Source organism: Cupriavidus sp. USMAHM13 (genome assembly GCF_001854285.1).
GTDB lineage: Bacteria > Pseudomonadota > Gammaproteobacteria > Burkholderiales > Burkholderiaceae > Cupriavidus > Cupriavidus malaysiensis.
Map to the genome: position 1 here is coordinate 3238612 of NZ_CP017752.1, position 16140 is coordinate 3254751.

5 protein-coding genes are annotated in these 16140 nt (G+C 72.5%); all 5 read right to left on the reverse strand.

All coding sequences use genetic code 11. The annotated features are described in order from the left end of the window. Positions 1 to 45: 45 nt before the first annotated feature. Positions 46 to 12426: a filamentous hemagglutinin family protein gene (locus BKK81_RS32380; protein ID WP_071021591.1), complete on the reverse strand. Its 12381-nt coding sequence runs from the start codon at positions 12424 to 12426 to the stop codon at positions 46 to 48. Between the two features lie 154 nt (positions 12427 to 12580). Beyond that, positions 12581 to 13585: a FecR family protein gene (locus BKK81_RS32385; RefSeq protein ID WP_071021594.1), complete on the reverse strand. Its 1005-nt coding sequence runs from the start codon at positions 13583 to 13585 to the stop codon at positions 12581 to 12583. 155 nt (positions 13586 to 13740) lie between these two features. Next, on the reverse strand, positions 13741 to 14253 hold the full coding sequence (locus BKK81_RS32390; RefSeq protein WP_071021596.1) for an RNA polymerase sigma factor: 513 nt from the start codon (positions 14251 to 14253) through the stop codon (positions 13741 to 13743). Then, positions 14250 to 14912 (reverse strand): STN domain-containing protein, encoded by a 663-nt coding sequence (locus BKK81_RS32395; protein WP_156811520.1) that lies wholly within the window; start codon positions 14910 to 14912, stop codon positions 14250 to 14252. The genes BKK81_RS32390 and BKK81_RS32395 overlap by 4 nt, the downstream gene beginning before the upstream one ends. Before the next feature lie 327 nt (positions 14913 to 15239). Further along, positions 15240 to 15986, reverse strand: a complete 747-nt coding sequence (locus BKK81_RS32400) for an RNA polymerase sigma factor (RefSeq protein ID WP_071021602.1) — start codon at positions 15984 to 15986, stop codon at positions 15240 to 15242. Positions 15987 to 16140: the final 154 nt, after the last annotated feature.

Sequence of the window (16140 nt, forward strand, 5' to 3'; positions counted from 1 at the left end):
GGCAAGGCGGGGCAGCGGCGCGCGCCGGCCGGGTCCGGACCCGGACTAGAGTCCGAGCGAGCGCCGCTCCGCCGCCGTCAACTGGCTGCGGGCGGCCTCGCCCAGGCGGGCATCGCCCAGCACCTGGACCGCGCTGCCGGGGCGATAGGTCATGGGCTTGCCCGCCTGGGGATCTGCCTGCCCGCTGCCGGGCTGGGCTTCTCCGCCGGTGCCCAGCATCCGCACCGTGAAGACCGATGGCATGGCCTGGCGCGCCGCCGCGCGCTCGCGCTGCACAGCGTCCTGCGCGGCGCTGGCCGCGCTGCCGGCGACCGCGCCGGCATTGGCCAAGGCCGACACATTGACCGCGGCGATCACCGGCAGGCCCGTCGCCTTGCCGTTGCCGACGATGTTGGCGGCATTGACGATCTGCAGCGCGGCGAAGTTGGCGCTGCCCGAGAAACGGATGCCCGCCTCCCCCGCGTCGATCGTGCCCAGCGGCGCCAGCAGGTCGAGATCGCCGGGCGGCACCTCGGGGATAGGCGCCAGCGTGGCGATGCCTGCGCCGGTGCTCGGCACCTGCGGGGACAGCTTGACGTCGCCGAGGTCATCGTAGACGCGCCTGGGCGGCGTGTAGACCACGGTGGTCTTGCTGCCGCGCCCGGCGTTGATATCGCCCGCGGCCGACCAGGCCAGGATGCCACCGCCGTAGGTGGTCATGATGCGCGACAGGCCGAGCAGGATCGAGCCCCGGCTGAACAGGCGGATGTCGCCGTTCCCCTGCGTCATCACCCCCGCGCTCGCGGGCGGCACCTCGCCCTGCACCCCCACCACGATCTGTCCGCCCGGCGCCAGCATGTCGATGCCGCCGCCGAAGTCCGTGCGGACGCCGGAGCCGCCGAACAGCGTGATGCTGCCGGCGCGCTCGATGGCCTGGCCCCGGGCATCCTGGTCGGGGAACAAGGTGGCGATCATATTGCGGCCACGCAGGTAGCTCTGGTAGCGGCGGCTGGCGGGATCGTTGTATTCGCGTCCGCCCGCCTTCAGTTCGTCGAAGTAGACCTGCCGCAGGAAGATCGCCTGCTGCTCGGGCGCCAGGCCGTTGAAATAGGCCAGCGCCCGTTCGCCGCCGGCGTCGTAGCCGTAGCGCGCCTTCAGCCAGGCGCCGAGTTCGCCCAGGTAGGTCTTGGCCACCTTGCCCGGCTGGTCGGCCAGGGGCGCGCCGGGATCGGCCAGGTTGGCGGGATCGAGATAGCGCCTGGCGATGGCGCCATAGTCCGGCCCGTTGGCGCCGGCGCCTGCCGCGAGGGCGATCGAAGCGCCCGGCCGTGTGTCGCCGCCGGCAAGCGGGCCGATCGAGGTGACGGAGGCCTTGTCCGCCTGGTAGAGATTGCGGCCCGCCGAGATATCGAGCGTGCCGGGTCCCGCGACCTGGAAATTGGACAGCTGGATGTCGCGCCCCGCGCGCACCACGGAGACGTCGGTCGCGTTGGCGTGGTAGATCAGGTTGCCCTGGGACGGCGAACCGTAGCTGGCACTGGTCGGGAAGACGGGCTGGCCGGTCGGCGAGAGAAACATGGCCGGCTCGCCTGAGCCGATGATGTCGCGCCCGGCAATGATCCGCACCGGCTTGGCGGCAACATGCCACTTGTCGAGCTGGTAGCGGGACACCGAGGTGCCGCCGCTGGTGTGGTCGAGCAGTTCGCCGGTGCGCAGGCCGATGATATCGCCCTCCACCGCGTAGAAACGCTGCGGCGAGCCGTCGCCGGCGTGGAGGTCGCCCTGCACGGTGTTGGGGCCGAAGGTGAACAGGCCCAGCGGGCTCGCCCGGCTCTCGCTGTCGGCGCTGAGGTTGCCTACCGGCAGTTGCAGGCCCATGCCGAGGAAGGCGGGATTGGCCGGCGTGGCGATCGCGGCCGGGTCGGCGCCCGACATGTCGACGGCCGAGCGCAGCGCATAGATCGAGTCCCGCGCCAGCAGTTCCAGCTCGCCGGTCGCCGAAGGCGCCAGGATCAGCGACGTGACGACCGGGTTGATGGTGTCGCGCGGGGCGCCGTAGTAGATGCTGCCCTGCGCGGCCGTGGCGCGCAGCGTGGCGGGATACTCACGCCTGGCCCGCTCGCCGAGCAGCACCGGCGTCAGGTTGCCGCCTGCGGCGAACAGGTCCACCGCCGTGCGGCCGGTCCACAGGGAGAACCAGCTATAGCCGCCACCGGCGAAATCGGTGCGCACGCCATCGGCCACCAGGCTGTATGGGGTCGTGTTCTGCTGCAGGGTGCGGCCGGCGTCGTCGGCGCCGCTGAGCACCAGGTCGCCGCGCGAGCGCAGCGTGGCGGTGCCGTCGCCGAGCGTGAGGTAGGGGCCGCCGAAGGGCAGCCCCTGGTTCGGTTCGTTGCTGGAGAAGGCGCGGGGATCGCCCGGCAGGGCATAGTTCCACACGCCATAGCCGAGGTCGATCCGGCCGATCGACCCGGCCTGCACGTCGATCGCGCCCCGCACAGCGGTGATCACGCCTTCGCGGCCCGTGAAGATGCTCGGCTTGCGGTAGGAACTCATCGGGTTGAGCGCCCCGCCGACACTGAGCGCGAGGTCACCGCCGCCGGTCTGCACCAGGCGTCCGTCCGGCGCCACCCGCCCGCTGCCGCCGACCGCGATGGTCAGGCCCTGGCTGGCGTAGGCGACCGACGAACCCGGATCGACGATCATGCCGGCATCGCCGCCGGCGCGGATGGCGACATTGCCGCCGCCCAGCGCGCCGAAGCCCGTGAAGCCGACCATCTGGGGCGCATTGCTGGCCACGTCGCCGGAGTTGATCGGCAGCGCGTAGGTGCCGAAATTGACCCACCAGGCAGTGGGCAGGCCATAGGCGGCCCCGCCCTGCCGCCACAACCAGTTGCCGGGCATGGCGGAGGTGTTGGCGCCCGCCACGCCGTAGCCGGTCACATCGCCCTGCGCGGCGATGTAGAGGTTCCCGCCCGCCTCCGGATACCAGGCCTGGTAGGGGCTGCCCGCCCCGCTCACCAGGGACTCGTAGGCCGCGCCGGCGCTGCCTAGCACCCCGGAGGCGCCGCGCGGGACGCCGCGCGGCTGGTTGTAGGGATTGGACCCATCGGCGGCCAGGATCGGGGCGGATTGGGTGCCGGCGGTGTAGACACCGTACAGCGACTTCATGGCCACGCTGCCGCCAGCCAGCAGATCCAGGTCGCCGGTGCCCGTGCGCACCACGCTGATGGCCTTCAGGGTCTGGTCGATGCCGGTGAAATGCTCGTCGTCGAGCACCAGGTCCCCCTTCCGGGCCGCGCCGGTGCGGCGGCTGTCGGCGGCGAGAAGATCCGCGCCGGCCGCCAGCCGCATCGACCAGGACTGCGACCCGGCGGGCAGCATGGGCGACACCGCCCACACCCGGCCCGGCTCCGGCCGCGGCGTGGTCGACGAGAAGGCAAAGGGGCTGGGAATCCCCTGCGGCAGCATCAGCAGCGTCGTGCTGGCACCCGCCGGGACGGTGTCGCCGTTGAAATACGCGCCGCCATCGGTGGTGAAGACGAGGCAATCCCAGCAGTCCGCGGGGACCTGGTAGCTGCTCTCGAACTGCCACGGATCGGAGCTGTTGATGGCCTGCGGCAGCGGATCGCCGATCTTGACGGTCGTCGCGATGCGCCAGCCATAGTCGTCCGGCGTGGCCGGGGGCGGCGCGAAGCCGTCGTTGATACTGCCCTTGACGACCAGGTCGCCGCCCGCACGGATCACCAGCATCCCGGGCTCGCCCGAGCCGCGCACGGCGGGATTCGCCGTGGGGCCGTAGCGATAGCCCGACAGGTCCAGGTCGCCGTCCACCAGCAGGTTGCCATCGGGCGTGGCACTGGCGATCTCGACCCCGGGGCGCAGATGATAGGCCGCGCCGTAGGCTTTCAGGCCGGCCAGGCGCGCCTGCAGGGCCGGGTTGGCCAGCGCCGCGTTCTCGAATACCGTGCTCCGCTCATGGATGGCATCGAGATAGGCCTGGGTGATCCGTTGCACCGGCCTGCCGTCGCTGCCCGGGGTGCCGGCGGGCGCGTCGGTATAGCGCCAGAAGCCGTTGACCGCGAGGCTCCTGGCGCCGTCGATGGCGACCGGGCCGGCGACGTCGATAGCGATGTCGCCGCCGCTCTCGCTCAGGCGCGGCGCATTGAAGGTCACCATGCCGCGCGCCACCCCGTCGGCCGAGCGCACGTCGATGGCGGCACCCGGGGCGAGCGCCAGCCGCCCGCCGCTGGCGGTGAGCTCGACGGTGGCGCGATTGCTCGCATCGATGGGCTGGCCACGGCTGTCGACGCGCAGCCTGGTGCCATGGGCGTCCAGCACCGCACCGGCCCCGAGCACCAGGCCGTCGCGCGCGCTGAGCCGGATCGTCCCCGCCTGCGCGCCGCTGGCATCGATGCGTCCGTTGACAGCGAGGCTGCCGCCGTCCACCGACAGCGCGACGCGGTTCGCCTTCACCTCGCTGCCCACCGCGAGGTCGCCGCGCTTGAGCTGGAAGTCGCGGCCGCCGAACACGCCGCCCCGGTTCAGCATCTCGTTGAGCGCGGCGAAACCGGCGATGCTCTGGGCGCGCAGGTCCACCGCCGCGCCCGCATAGGGCATCCTCGTTCCGCCCATGTCGCGTTCACCGCTGACCTGGCCGAGGATGGCTCCGGCCAGCTCGATGGTGCCCTGGCCGGCATCGAGCGCGCTGGCCGACAGGCTGCCGCCGCTGTTGTTGACGGCGGAGAGGTCGATGACCGCCCCGGCCTGCTGCCGGATATCGCCGTGCGCGCTGGCCAGGACGAGGTCGCCGCCCCAGCTGTACTTGGTGACGTCGATCATCTTGAGCGCGCGCCCGGCCAGGTCGATGCGTGCGCCATCCGCCAGGATCAGGTCCTGGTCCGCCGTGAGCGTCAGCTTGCCGCTGGGCAGGGCGATGGTGCCGGCGATCCGCACACTGCCGCCCTGCAGCCCGATCTCGGCGCCGGTGACATCGGTATGCGGGGCCGCCGCGCCCTGCGGGGCCACCAGCGCGAGCGCACCGCCGGCCTGGATGCGGTTGATCGAGGCACCCTCCCCGGTGAGCAGCGGGGTGACGAGATTGAGATCGCCACCGTGATAGCTTCCATCCGCCGCGCGCGACTGGTAGACCGACAAGGTGTTGCGCTGGTTGGCGGTGATGCGGTCCTGCGCCAGCAGGTTCACCGTGGCGAAGCCCAGCGTGGTGCGATCCAGGGTCAGCTGCGTGTCGGGCTTGCTGAACGGCACATAGCCGAATTCGATGCGGTCCGCCGCGATGGTCAGCGTGCCGCTGCCGGTGCCCGCACCTCCGGGCACCACCGCGGGAGCCGCGGCACTGGCGCCGGCGTTGCCCGCGCCGGTCCGGACCCCGTTCCAGATCAGGGTGCCCGTGGTGACGGAAGCCTTATCGCCGCTCGCGCCCGAGCCATAGATCGCCGGCGTGTTGAACACCAGCTCCGCCAGGCTCGACTTGTCGGTGACGGGATCGATGGTGTCGATGCCCGCCGGGCCGAAGAAGTTGATCGACTGGCCGGCCGAGAGGATCAGCGTTTCCAGCTTGGGGATGCCGGCGCCCCGGTTGCCCTGGAGCAGGCCGTCCAGCACCGCTTGGGAGAGGCTGAGCCCGCCCGGCAGCACGCCGGCGGCCCGTGCCGCGTCGAGCGCCGAGGTCTCGCCGATATTGATGTTGGCCAGCCCGAGGTTCAGGTACCTGGCGCCATAGCGCGCAGCGGGATCCAGCACCAGCGCGCCCCGCGCGCCGGTCGCCAGCGTCAGCGCGCCTTCGGCATAGAGTTCCGCCGCGCCGATGCGGATGCCGGGCCCGGCGCCGTTGCCGGCCGTCACCGACACGTTCAGCAGCCCGTTGGACACCGATACCAGGTTGGTCTGGAACAGGTCGTCGTTTTCCAGGGCCGTGATATAGCCCGCCCCGGCCGAGTAGGGCGTTGCACGTCCCTTGCCGATGCTGCTCAGCACCGCGCCATCCTCGACCGTGATGCCGCCGTGGCTCGCCACCAGCATCACTTCCGGCGCGGACAGCACGGCCCCCGGGCGCACCACCAGCTCGCGCGCACCGGCCGTGATCACCATGCTGGAATCGCCGGCGTACCTGGCGTAGCCGCCGATCAGCAGGCGCGCCGCGCCGATGCCGTCGAGCGTGCTGTCGACCAGGGTCAGGTAGCCCGCCGTGCCGGCCTGGCCGGCATGGACGACCTCGATCTTGCTGGTGGCGCGCTCGCCGAAGCGCGCGGTGAAGGTGCCGCCCTGGCCGCCTTCGGCGGGCGTGAAATCGGCGCTGCCGGCGAAGGTCAGGGCCGGCTTGTCGCTGGGCGCGCTGCCCAGTTCGGGGAAGCGGACCTCGAGCGACTTGGCGTCCCGCAGCAGGTAGGGGATCGCGGCGCCGGAACGCGCCGCATCGGCCATCAGGAAGGCCTGCAGGCCGGTCTCGTCGTACTGGGCATAGCGCCGCACCGTCTTGCCGGGCGTGACGATGAGCTGCGTCGCCAGCGCATCGCTGCGGCCGGTGCCGGCCACGCCCAGGCGGCCCTGCACGATCCAGCTGCCATTGCCGGCGTCAACCGTCCGCTGCGCCGCGGGGCCGACATGGCCGCCCACTTCGACGCGGTACGCGCCGGGCATCAGCGCATAGCGCGCCGGCATCAGCGTATAGGTGCCGCCGGGCAGCCCGGGCACCCCGTCCGGGATCGTGACCTGCTGGCCGGTCGCGGGCAGTGCCCCCGCGCCGCCGCCCACCGGCGCGGCGAACGGCTGCGCCCCGGGGACCAGCGCGTAGACCGGGCTGCCGGCACGGCTGTAGCCATGGCCCGGCCCCGCATCGGCGAGCGCGGTCGCCAGCACGTCGACCGAGCCGCCGCGCCCGCTGATGAAAGCCGAGCCCGGCAGGTCGCCGCCGCCGGACAGGTCGATCACCGCCCCCGCCTGGACATCGTTGGCGCGGCCCGACAGCACCACCCGCGCTTCACTGATCACGGCCTGGGTGACGCGGTTGCCGTCGTTGCTGAAGACCAGGCCGTCGACCGTGCCGCCGTAGGGCATGGACAGGTGCCTGGCGCTGACCGAGGTGATGCTGCCTGGCAGCAGGGTCACGGTATCGGCCACCACCGCGCGGTCGTAGTTGTTGCCGATGCCGTTGCTGGCTTCGCCGAACTGGATCGCCCCCATCGGCGCGCGCAGGATGCCGCCCTGCTCGATCGCCGGCGACCAGATGCGCACGCCGCCGAACAGGGAATAGGGCATTTCCGGCACGGTGTCGGTGGTACGGCCGATGCGCACGCGTTCGGTGGCCTTGATGGTGGCCCAGTCGGCGAAGTTGGGGATGCGGCCGATGGCGCTGCCATAGGGGTAGAGCTGGGCGGCATCGAGCTCCAGCAGGCGGGTGCCGGTCACGCCGCCGCCCAGGCGGATGTCGCCCCGGCTGGTGAGCACGGCGGTATCGAAGCCGGGCGCATCGTAGGCGCGGGTGCCGGAAACCAGGCGGATCGATCCGGCCACGCCGTGCAGGGTGAGCTTGCCGAGGTCGATCAGGTCGGCATCGACGGAAAAGCTGGCCCGGGTCGGCAGCGCCGACACGGTCATGGTCGGCGTATAGGCCTTCGGATAGACCGGGTCGCCTTCGAGCGACAGGAAGGGCGCCGCGCGGAAGTTCACGTAGGGCGCGGCGAGGTGCACGTGCATGCCGGAGCCATCGCTCAGCAGCCCGCCGTGGTAGAGCGTCAGCGCGCGCCCGAGCGCGAGGTCGACGCTGCCGTCGAAGCGCACGAGGTCCGCGTAGGCGGTGAAGCTGTCGAAGCCGCCCGCCTGGATCTGCTCCGCGCTGATGCGGGCGCGGCCGGCGCGCAGCCCGTCGGCGGCGCCGCTCGGCTGCGCGCGCTGGCCGATCGTCAGCTCGCGGAAATAGCGCAGTTCGTCCGGCACGCTCGGGTCGCTCGAGATCACGCCGTAGCGGGGTGTCTGCAGCGTGAGGATCAAGGCACCGCCCAGGGCGCCGGAGCCGCCGGCGGCCGCGCGCAGGGTGCCGTCGAGATAGAGCCCCTGGAAGGAATGGAGCGCGATGGTGCCGCCGTTGCCCGCCAGCGCCAGCGGCGCGCTGGCGCCGCCGGTTCCGCCCGGCTGGCGCTGGTCGATGGTGGTGCTGGCGCCGCTCGCCTCCAGCAGGGCGCCGGCCCGCACCACGACGAAGGCGTCGGCGGCCTGGGCGACGCCGCCCGCACTCTCCAGCAGCGTCGGCGCGCCGATGGTGATGCTGCCGCCGTCCTGGGCGATGCCGTAGCGCCGGCCCGCCTGGTCGAGTGCGGTGAAGGCGCGCCCCGCCGCGTCGAGCACGGCATGCCCGCCGATCTCGATGACGCGCCGGCCGCCCTGCGGATCGGCGCTCGCCCCGCCGTTGGAGGCAGTGTTCACCTGGATGACGTCGATGGTGCCGCCCGGCGCGGCCAGCCTGCCGTCCACGTGGATCGGGCCGAGCGCATGGAGCGCGATGGCATGGCCCGGGTCCACCAGGATCTCCGCGCCGGTGCCGATGGATACGCCGCCACCGGGCCGTGTCCGCGCCGCGTTGGCATCGAGCGTGAGATCCGCGCCGGCCCGCTGGGTCAGCCTGCCCGCGAGCGGATCCTCGCGATGAAGCGGCGGTGTCCATATCTCCAGGGCCATGGCCGCATCGGCGCCGGTGGCCAGCTCGGGCGCGTTCGCGCCAGGGCGCAGCACCGGCACCGTCGCGGCGATGCGCGCGCCGTCCGCGACGGCCAGGCCCTGGTGGCCGTCGATCACATAGCTGGAGAAGCCCAGCCCCGTGAGGCCCGCATCGAGGTGCTGCAGCGGCCTGACCTTGACCGGGCGGGCCAGGCTCATGCCGGCGAGGATGTGCGTGCCGGCATCGAAGGTGACCGCCGCCGCCGCAGTGTCGCCGGCGCGCAGCACCGCCGCTGCCGGCTGGATCGGGATGCCGCCGGCGAAGACACCGGCCGGCACGACGTAGCCGGGCGGGAACTCGCCCGGATTGGCGATGCCGGTGATGCGTTGGCCCGCGCGCAGCGTGAGCTGGGTGAAAGGCGTGACCTCGATCGGCACGCTGTCCACCATCAGCGTGTAGGCAACGTGCTGCGCCGGCGGCAGCGTCCAGTCGGCCCCGAGCACGACCGGTGCCTCGCTGGAGAAGGCCGGCACGCCGGCCACGCGCTCGCCGGCGAGCGCGACGGTGCGGGTGTAGTGGTAGTCGGCGGGCAGGATCTCGCCGGCCCTGACGGTGAAGGCGGCGTCGGCCACGAGGTCGACCCCGACGCGCTCCCCTGCGCCCAGTTCTCCCTCCTTGGCCAGCAGCCTGCCGCCGAGCACGATCGCCGGCCCGCCCTCGACGGTCAGCTTGCCGCCGCCGAGCACCCCGTAGCCGCGGATGGTGCCGCCAAGCGAGACCGTGCCGGTGCCGTCGCTGGCCCCCGGGATGGCGTAGTCCGCGACCAGCGCCACATTGCCGCCGCGGCCGCCGGCGAGCGAGCCGCCGCTGCGCAGCGCGGCGCCGGACGAGACATCGAGCAGGGAGCCCGCCTCCAGCACGACGTCCTGCGTGCTGCGCAGCGTCACCGAGCCGCCATCGATATAGGCCAGGCCGGCGAGCCTGCGCGGGTCCTTGACGGCATTGGTCCAGGTTCCGCTGGCATCGAGCACCGCGCCGCTGCGCAGCGTGATCGAGCCCTGGCTGCCGGCCAGGGAGCCGCCCTGGGTCTGGTAGACGTTGGTGAGCACGATCTCGCCGCTGTGCGCGACGATGGCGGCGCCGATCTCGCTGCGCGGTGCCGTCAGGCTGAAGCGGCCGCCGTCGGCCAGCCTCACCTCGGCCTCGACCACGGCCGGCTTGCTGGTATTGATCTCCAGGCGCCCCAGCCCGTAGCCGGACAGGCGCTGCCCGTCGAGCCAGGTGGTGTTGAGGCGGTCCGCGGCGATCGCCCCGCCGGGTTCGAGCGCCGGCCCCTGCTGGCCGGCCGCGATCCGCACGTCGGTCGCGTGGCCGCCCGCCAGGCCCAGCGCGTTGAAGTTGCCGAAGACCAGGCCGCCGCGCTGGGCCACGGCGGTCTGCGCCTGCTTGTAGCCGTCGGCGGACGCATTGCGGCGCCGCGTCTGCTGCGCGCCATCGAACGCCAGCGCGATCACATCCCCATCGACGATGGCGGTGGGCGCGCTGACGATCAGGCTGCCCGCATCGCGCCCCGCGCTGTAGCCGTTCTCGAGGCGCTGCTGCGGCGCGATCAGCGGATTGTAGAAGGCCTCGCTGGCCGTGCTGCCCCAGCGCGCGTGTTCCGTCTCGAAGCCCTTGTACACGCCGGAGAAGACCATGCCCGCGGGAGCATTCTCGACCGTGTACAGGCGCCCGTCGCTGCCCTTGAGCCAGGTATTGCGGAGATAGCCGGTGGCGACGTCCAGCGTCCCGCCGGCCAGGTTCACGCTGGAGCCCGGCTGCGTCACCACTTCCGCGCCGCCCAGCGTCACCGTGCCACCCTGGGCGGCCCATTCGCCGATACGGTGGCCCTGCTTGCCCAGGTAGCCGCCGACCTCCAGCAGGCCGCCCGCCGTGTACCAGCGCTCGTTCTGGTAGCTGCCCGTGCCGGCGGGGACATAGACCAGCCTGCGCCGGTCGATCCACACATTGTTGTTGGCCAGCTTGCCGCTGTCGCGATTGAGCGGCGAGTCGCGCAGTTCGTTGCCCTGCACGTTGACCAGCACATTGTTGGCCTCCATGGCCACGCTGACGCCGACCGCGCCGGACACGTCCAGCTGCGCCTTGTCGGCCAGGAAGCTGCGCCCGGCCGCGCTGGCCGCGATCTGCCCGCCGGTGGCCAGCGTCAGGCTGCCGCCCTCGAACACGATGCTGCCGCCGGCGACGATCTCCACGCGCGACTGGTCGCGCCGGTCGGCAAGCCTCGCATAGTTGTCGAAGGTTCCCTGGGCGGCCTGCGCGCGGATCCTGTCCTGCGCCAGCGACTCCTTGATGAGCGCATCGCGCTGGGTATCGAGTGCCGTCGTCCTGCCATCGTCCTCGACCAGGACCGCCGTGGTGGCGCCGTTGCCCAGGGTCACGCGCCCGGCGGCATCGGCGGCCGAGTTCAGCAGGTGGATGGTGCCGCGCGTGTTGACCGTGGTGGTGGCGATGGCCACGCCCTGCTGGCGCACGTCGCGTCCGGCCAGCGTGATGTCCCCCTCGCGCGCCAGGATCAGGCCGCTGTTGCCGACCGCGCCCGCGCCGCTGTCCGCCGCGAACAGCGGCGCCACCTCGTTCCCGCGCGTGGTGGAAGCGGTATTGCCCTCGGTGCCGACGCCCTTGCGGATAACGAAGCTGTCGCCGGCCGCCAGCAGGGCCTGTCCCTTCCGCGCCGTGATCTCGCCCGCGTTGTGCACCGTCTTGCCCAGCAGCAGCACATAGCCGCCGCCGGTGGTCACGGCATCCGGCTCGCGCGTGGTGATCCGGCTCCCCTGCTCCACCTGCACCGCGCCCAGCGCGTCGGTGAAGGTCGGCGTCCCGTTGGCGCCATACAGGCCATTGCCGGTGAACTGGCCATCGCTGATCTTCGCCGCGGCCGCGACCAGGTTGCGCGTGTCCACCTGGCTGCCGCCGCCGAAGAGGATGCCGTTGCGGTTGACGATCAGCACGGTGCCGTCGCCCCGGATCCTGCCCTGGATCTGGCTCGGCCGCGCCTGCGGATCGTTGACGCGGTTCAGCGCCGCCCAGTCGGCCTGCTGCTTGAAGTCCACCGTGGTGTTCTTGCCGACGTTGAAGGTCTCCCAGTTCAGGATGGCCTTGGCCTGGGTCTGCTCGATGGTGACCGTGGTCTTGCCGTCGGCCACCGTCTGCGCCGGCGCGTTGGCGTGGATCCAGCCGCGCGTCAGGCTGTTGGTATCGACCTTCAGGCCGCCTTCGGCCAGGCCATCCGGCACCGGGGAGCCGGCGGCCTGCGCGGCATCGCGGGCGGCCTGCTGCATCGCCTGCTGGGCCGCGATGGCCTGCGCCGCCAGGTTCAGGTTGTCGATGGAGCGCTGCAGTTGCTGGCGCGCCGCCTGCGACTGCTGCTGCGGCCCGTCCGGCGTGCCGGCCAGCATGCCGTTGGGCAGCCGGCCCGTGGCGGCCACGTTGCCTTGCACGGCGCCCTTGGCCGCGAACCATGCCTGGCTGAACGCTTGCTGGGCGTGGACACTGCCGGCCGCGCCGCCCGCCACCAGCGCCAGTGCCACCGCCCGTGCGAGCGGGAGCGCGTTCGGGAGCGCGATCGGGACCGCGATCGGGAGCGCGATCGGGAGCGCGATCGAACGTGCGATCGGACGCACCGCCGGACGCCGTGGCGACGGCCCGGCGGCGATGGCCCGGGCGCCTGCTTGGCTGCGCGGCGTGGCGTGGGAAGGAAGCGTGCGAGGCGTCATGGCGGGGTTCCTGGATACGTCCGGATCGGTCTTGTGCTGCCGGCCATCGGCGATGGTCGAGCAGGCGATGTGAACAAGACGGACCAGCGGCGGCCAACCGCAATCTTTTTTGTAACCCCGGCAACCCCGGCACTCCGGATCACGGCAGGCGCCGTCATCCCAGAATCACGAACCCTCCGGGCAATCGCGTCACCTGCGCATGATAGATCTGCTGGATCTGGCGGATCGCCTCATCCAGGTCGGCGATGCGGAACTGGCCGCTGAGCCGCCGCGACGCCAGTTCCTGGTTCGACACCATCACGCGGCCGCGGCGATAGCGATTGATCTCGTCCACCGCTTCGCGCAGGGGCACGGCGCGGAACAGCAGCTGGCCGTGCTGCCAGGCGCTGGCGACTTCGAGGTCGACCGCGCCGGCAGGCCCGACACCCTGCCGGTCGTACCAGACACGCTCGCGCTGGCGCAGCGCCATCGTGCCGCTGGCATGCGCCAGCCGTGCCTCGCCGGCGGTACAGGTCACGCAGTAGCGCGTGCCGGCACGGCGGACCTCGACGGCGCCATCGCCGGGCACGATGCGTCCGCCACCGGCGACGATCTCCACCTGGCCGGCGCCCGGCTGGCGGCGCAGCGCGACCTCCCCATCGATCAGCAGGATGCGGTCACCGCCGGCCGGGCCGGCACCGCGCGCGATATCGATGCTGGTCTGCGTGTTGAGCAGCAATTCGAGGTTGCCGGCCAGGGCCAGGCGTGCCTGCTCGCCCGTCGCGGTGCGGTGGTCGGCGGCCATGTCCTGCAGCGAGGGCCACAGATGCAGCGGCGGCCGCAGCGTCACGGCCGCCAGCGCGGCGGCGGCGCCGGCCACGGCGGCGCCCCGCAGGAAGCGCCGCCGGGATTCCACCGGTGCCTGGCGCCGCAGCAGGGCCGCGGCCTGGCCGCGGCGCTCCGGGAACATCTCCTCGTAGCAGGCCTGCGCCTGCCCGATGGCCCGCCACGCCTGCTCGGCACGCGCCAGCGTCCGCCGGTGCGCCGGACTGCGTGCGCACCACGCCTTGAACTCGCGCGCATCCCGCTCCGTCGCGGCGCCGCTGCGGAGCCGGCGCAGCCACGCCCTGGCCTGCGCATCGAGCGCGGCGGCGTCGTCCTCGGCCTTGTCTGCTTGCATGCCCACCCTATTCGGTCTTCATTACTTTCCTGCGCGGCGGCGCCCGCGCATCGCCATGGCGGCGGCCATGGCAGGACAGGCGGAAACGCCGGCCACCTGCTTCATCAGACGGCCCGGGGCGGCGGCAGCCGCATCGGTGTTTTCCTGGGGAGCCCTCACGCCGGATCCGGGTATCGCTCGATCTGCCGCGCCAGTGTCTCATGCGCGAGGTGGATCTCCAGCTCCACCTTGCGCAGCGAAATGCCGTAGCGGCGGGCCAGTTCCTTCTGCGGTATGCCGTCGACGCGCGACGCCACGAAGAGCTCGCGGCGCAGCGCGGGCAGCCGGTCCAGCGCGCGCGCCAGCGCTTCCAGCTCGATCCGCCCCAGCGCCTCCTCGGCCGGATCGACGGCCGCCACCTCCTGGTCGATCAGGTACTCCACTTCCTCCCCCGTCAGCAGGCGGCGGTCCGAGCGGATGCGGTCGATGGCCAGGTTGAGCGCGGTGCGCAGCAGGAAGCCGGAAGGATCCCGCACCGGGGCTGCCGTGCCGCGCGCCTGGAGCCGCAGGTAGGTGTCCTGCATCACCTCCTCGGCCAGTTCCCGCGAACCCACCCGGAAGCTGACGCGGCGCTTGATGAGTTCGTAGTGATCCAGCAGGAAGCGGACCAGGTCGGCGGGCTGGTTCATGCGGCCTCCACCCTGCCGGCCGGCGCGAGGCGGGCGGCCGCGCAATCGCCGCTCAGCGCGGGCGCCCTGGGCAGGATGACCAGGGTCATGGGCTGGACCATCCCGGGCGGGACCGGCACGGGCATCTGCAGGCCCTGCAGCCGGCGCTGCACACGCTGATCCCGGACGGCATTGCCGCTCGGATGCAGCAGCACGCGCTCGATGGCCTGGTCCGCGCCGATCCAGAGGCGCAGCGCCAGGCGATAGCTGCCCGGCATCGTCACGGGATCCCCGCACAATGCCTGCCCGATGCGGACCTGCAGGACCGCGTAGTAGGCAGTGGCCCCGCTCGCTTGCGCCCCGCTCTCCGCGGCGGCAGGCATCCCTGCCCCGGTGCCTGCGGTGGCCGCTGCCGCTGCACGCCCATCGAGCAGGACCCACGCCGCCGGCGCCGTGCTGCTGGCGACGATGCCGCTTCCCGCCAGCAGCGTGCGCAAGGCGGCCTCGGGCGTGAACTCGCCTCGCAGCGGTCCGGCCTGCTTGCCGGCGGTGATGGCATCGTCGTAGAGCAGCGAGTGGCCGCTGGTCCGCAGGTACTGCTCCAGTGCCTGGCGCATGGGAAGGCGGCCGATGTCGAAGCGCAAGGTCGCGCCGGTCTCCGGCGCCACGGCCTCAAGCATGCCTTGCGCCGCCAACGCCAGATGGCAGAGCAGCGCCAGTACCCAGCCGATGCACAGGCAGCGGCCGCCATAGCGGACGCGGCGCGGTCGTGGAAGGAGGGCTGTGGCCATGCATCGGGTCACGCGCGATGCGGGATCGGACCGCATCGGGAACGGAGAGCACAAGTCGCGCCCATGCTGCCCCGGTCACATGTCAGCGTTGTGACAGGGTGTACCCCCACCCGGACAGGCCCTACGGCATTCCGCTGGGCTCGGCGCGGATCCCGGCGGCGCCGGGCTACCTCGCGGCCGAGGCGGTCCGGCTCGACCCGCGCGTCGGAGCGTGTTTCACAGCCCGCTCCAGAGCGCCGGCACCGCTTCCGAGCGCGCCTTGGGCGCGTGCCGGCGCACCGGTTTCTCTGCCGGCGCGGGCACACTGCCCGCCCCCCCGGCCCGTGCCAGGGTACGCCGTGGCGCACTGACGCCGCCGACGGCGCGCCGGCCGGTCAGCGCCGCGCAGTGGTCCAGTGCCTGGCGCAGCGCGGTATCCACGTTGCGCAGCGAGATGCCATCGCGCGCCGCCACCTCCTCGCGCGTCAGCTCCTCCAGGCGCAGGCCCACCAGGACGCGCCGATGGCGTCCCGGCACCTGCTGCAGGGCCCGGTCCAGCGCCGCCAGGTCGGAACGCGCCTCGGCCACCGCGTCCGGCCCCGGCCCGCGGTCGGCCAGGTGCTCGAACACCAGGTCCGGATCCACCAGGGAGGGCCACAGATTGCGGTCGCGCAGCTGGTCCGTGGCCACGTTGCAGGCGACGCGGTACACATAGGCCTCGGCGCAGCGCACCGCATCCGACACGGTGGCGCTCCCCAGCCGCAGCCAGGCTTCCTGCAGGCTGTCGCTGGCCGTGTCGCGGCAGCCGAACTGGCGCATCAGGCGCCGGTGCAGCCGGTCGTAGTTCGTCACCAGGATCTCGCGCAGCACGACGGCGGCGGCCTCTTCACCGGTCACTGCGCCGGTCGCCGCGCCACCCACCGCGCCGGGCGCGCCTTCGAGTGGCTCGGGCGCCCGGACGCAGTGCGGGATGCTCATATCCATCACAGGTTTTCCTCCGTCTAGCAGGGCCGGGGCGAAGCCGGCCAACGCCTGCCCCGCTCCGATACGCGAGCTCTCATCGACGCCTCCATCGGCGCTCCCATCGACGTCCCCGTCTACGCCCCACCTACGAGATGGGCCCGGGCGCGCACGGCGT

Excerpts from the sequence above, each read along its gene's own strand:
- BKK81_RS32380 (WP_071021591.1), bottom strand. The coding sequence starts at position 12,426 with ATGACGCCTCGCACGCTTCCTTCCCACGCCACGCCGCGCAGCCAAGCA.
- BKK81_RS32390 (WP_071021596.1), bottom strand. The coding sequence starts at position 14,253 with ATGAACCAGCCCGCCGACCTGGTCCGCTTCCTGCTGGATCACTACGAA.
- BKK81_RS32400 (WP_071021602.1), bottom strand. The coding sequence starts at position 15,986 with ATGGATATGAGCATCCCGCACTGCGTCCGGGCGCCCGAGCCACTCGAA.
- BKK81_RS32395 (WP_156811520.1), bottom strand. The coding sequence starts at position 14,912 with ATGCTTGAGGCCGTGGCGCCGGAGACCGGCGCGACCTTGCGCTTCGAC.
- BKK81_RS32385 (WP_071021594.1), bottom strand. The coding sequence starts at position 13,585 with ATGCAAGCAGACAAGGCCGAGGACGACGCCGCCGCGCTCGATGCGCAG.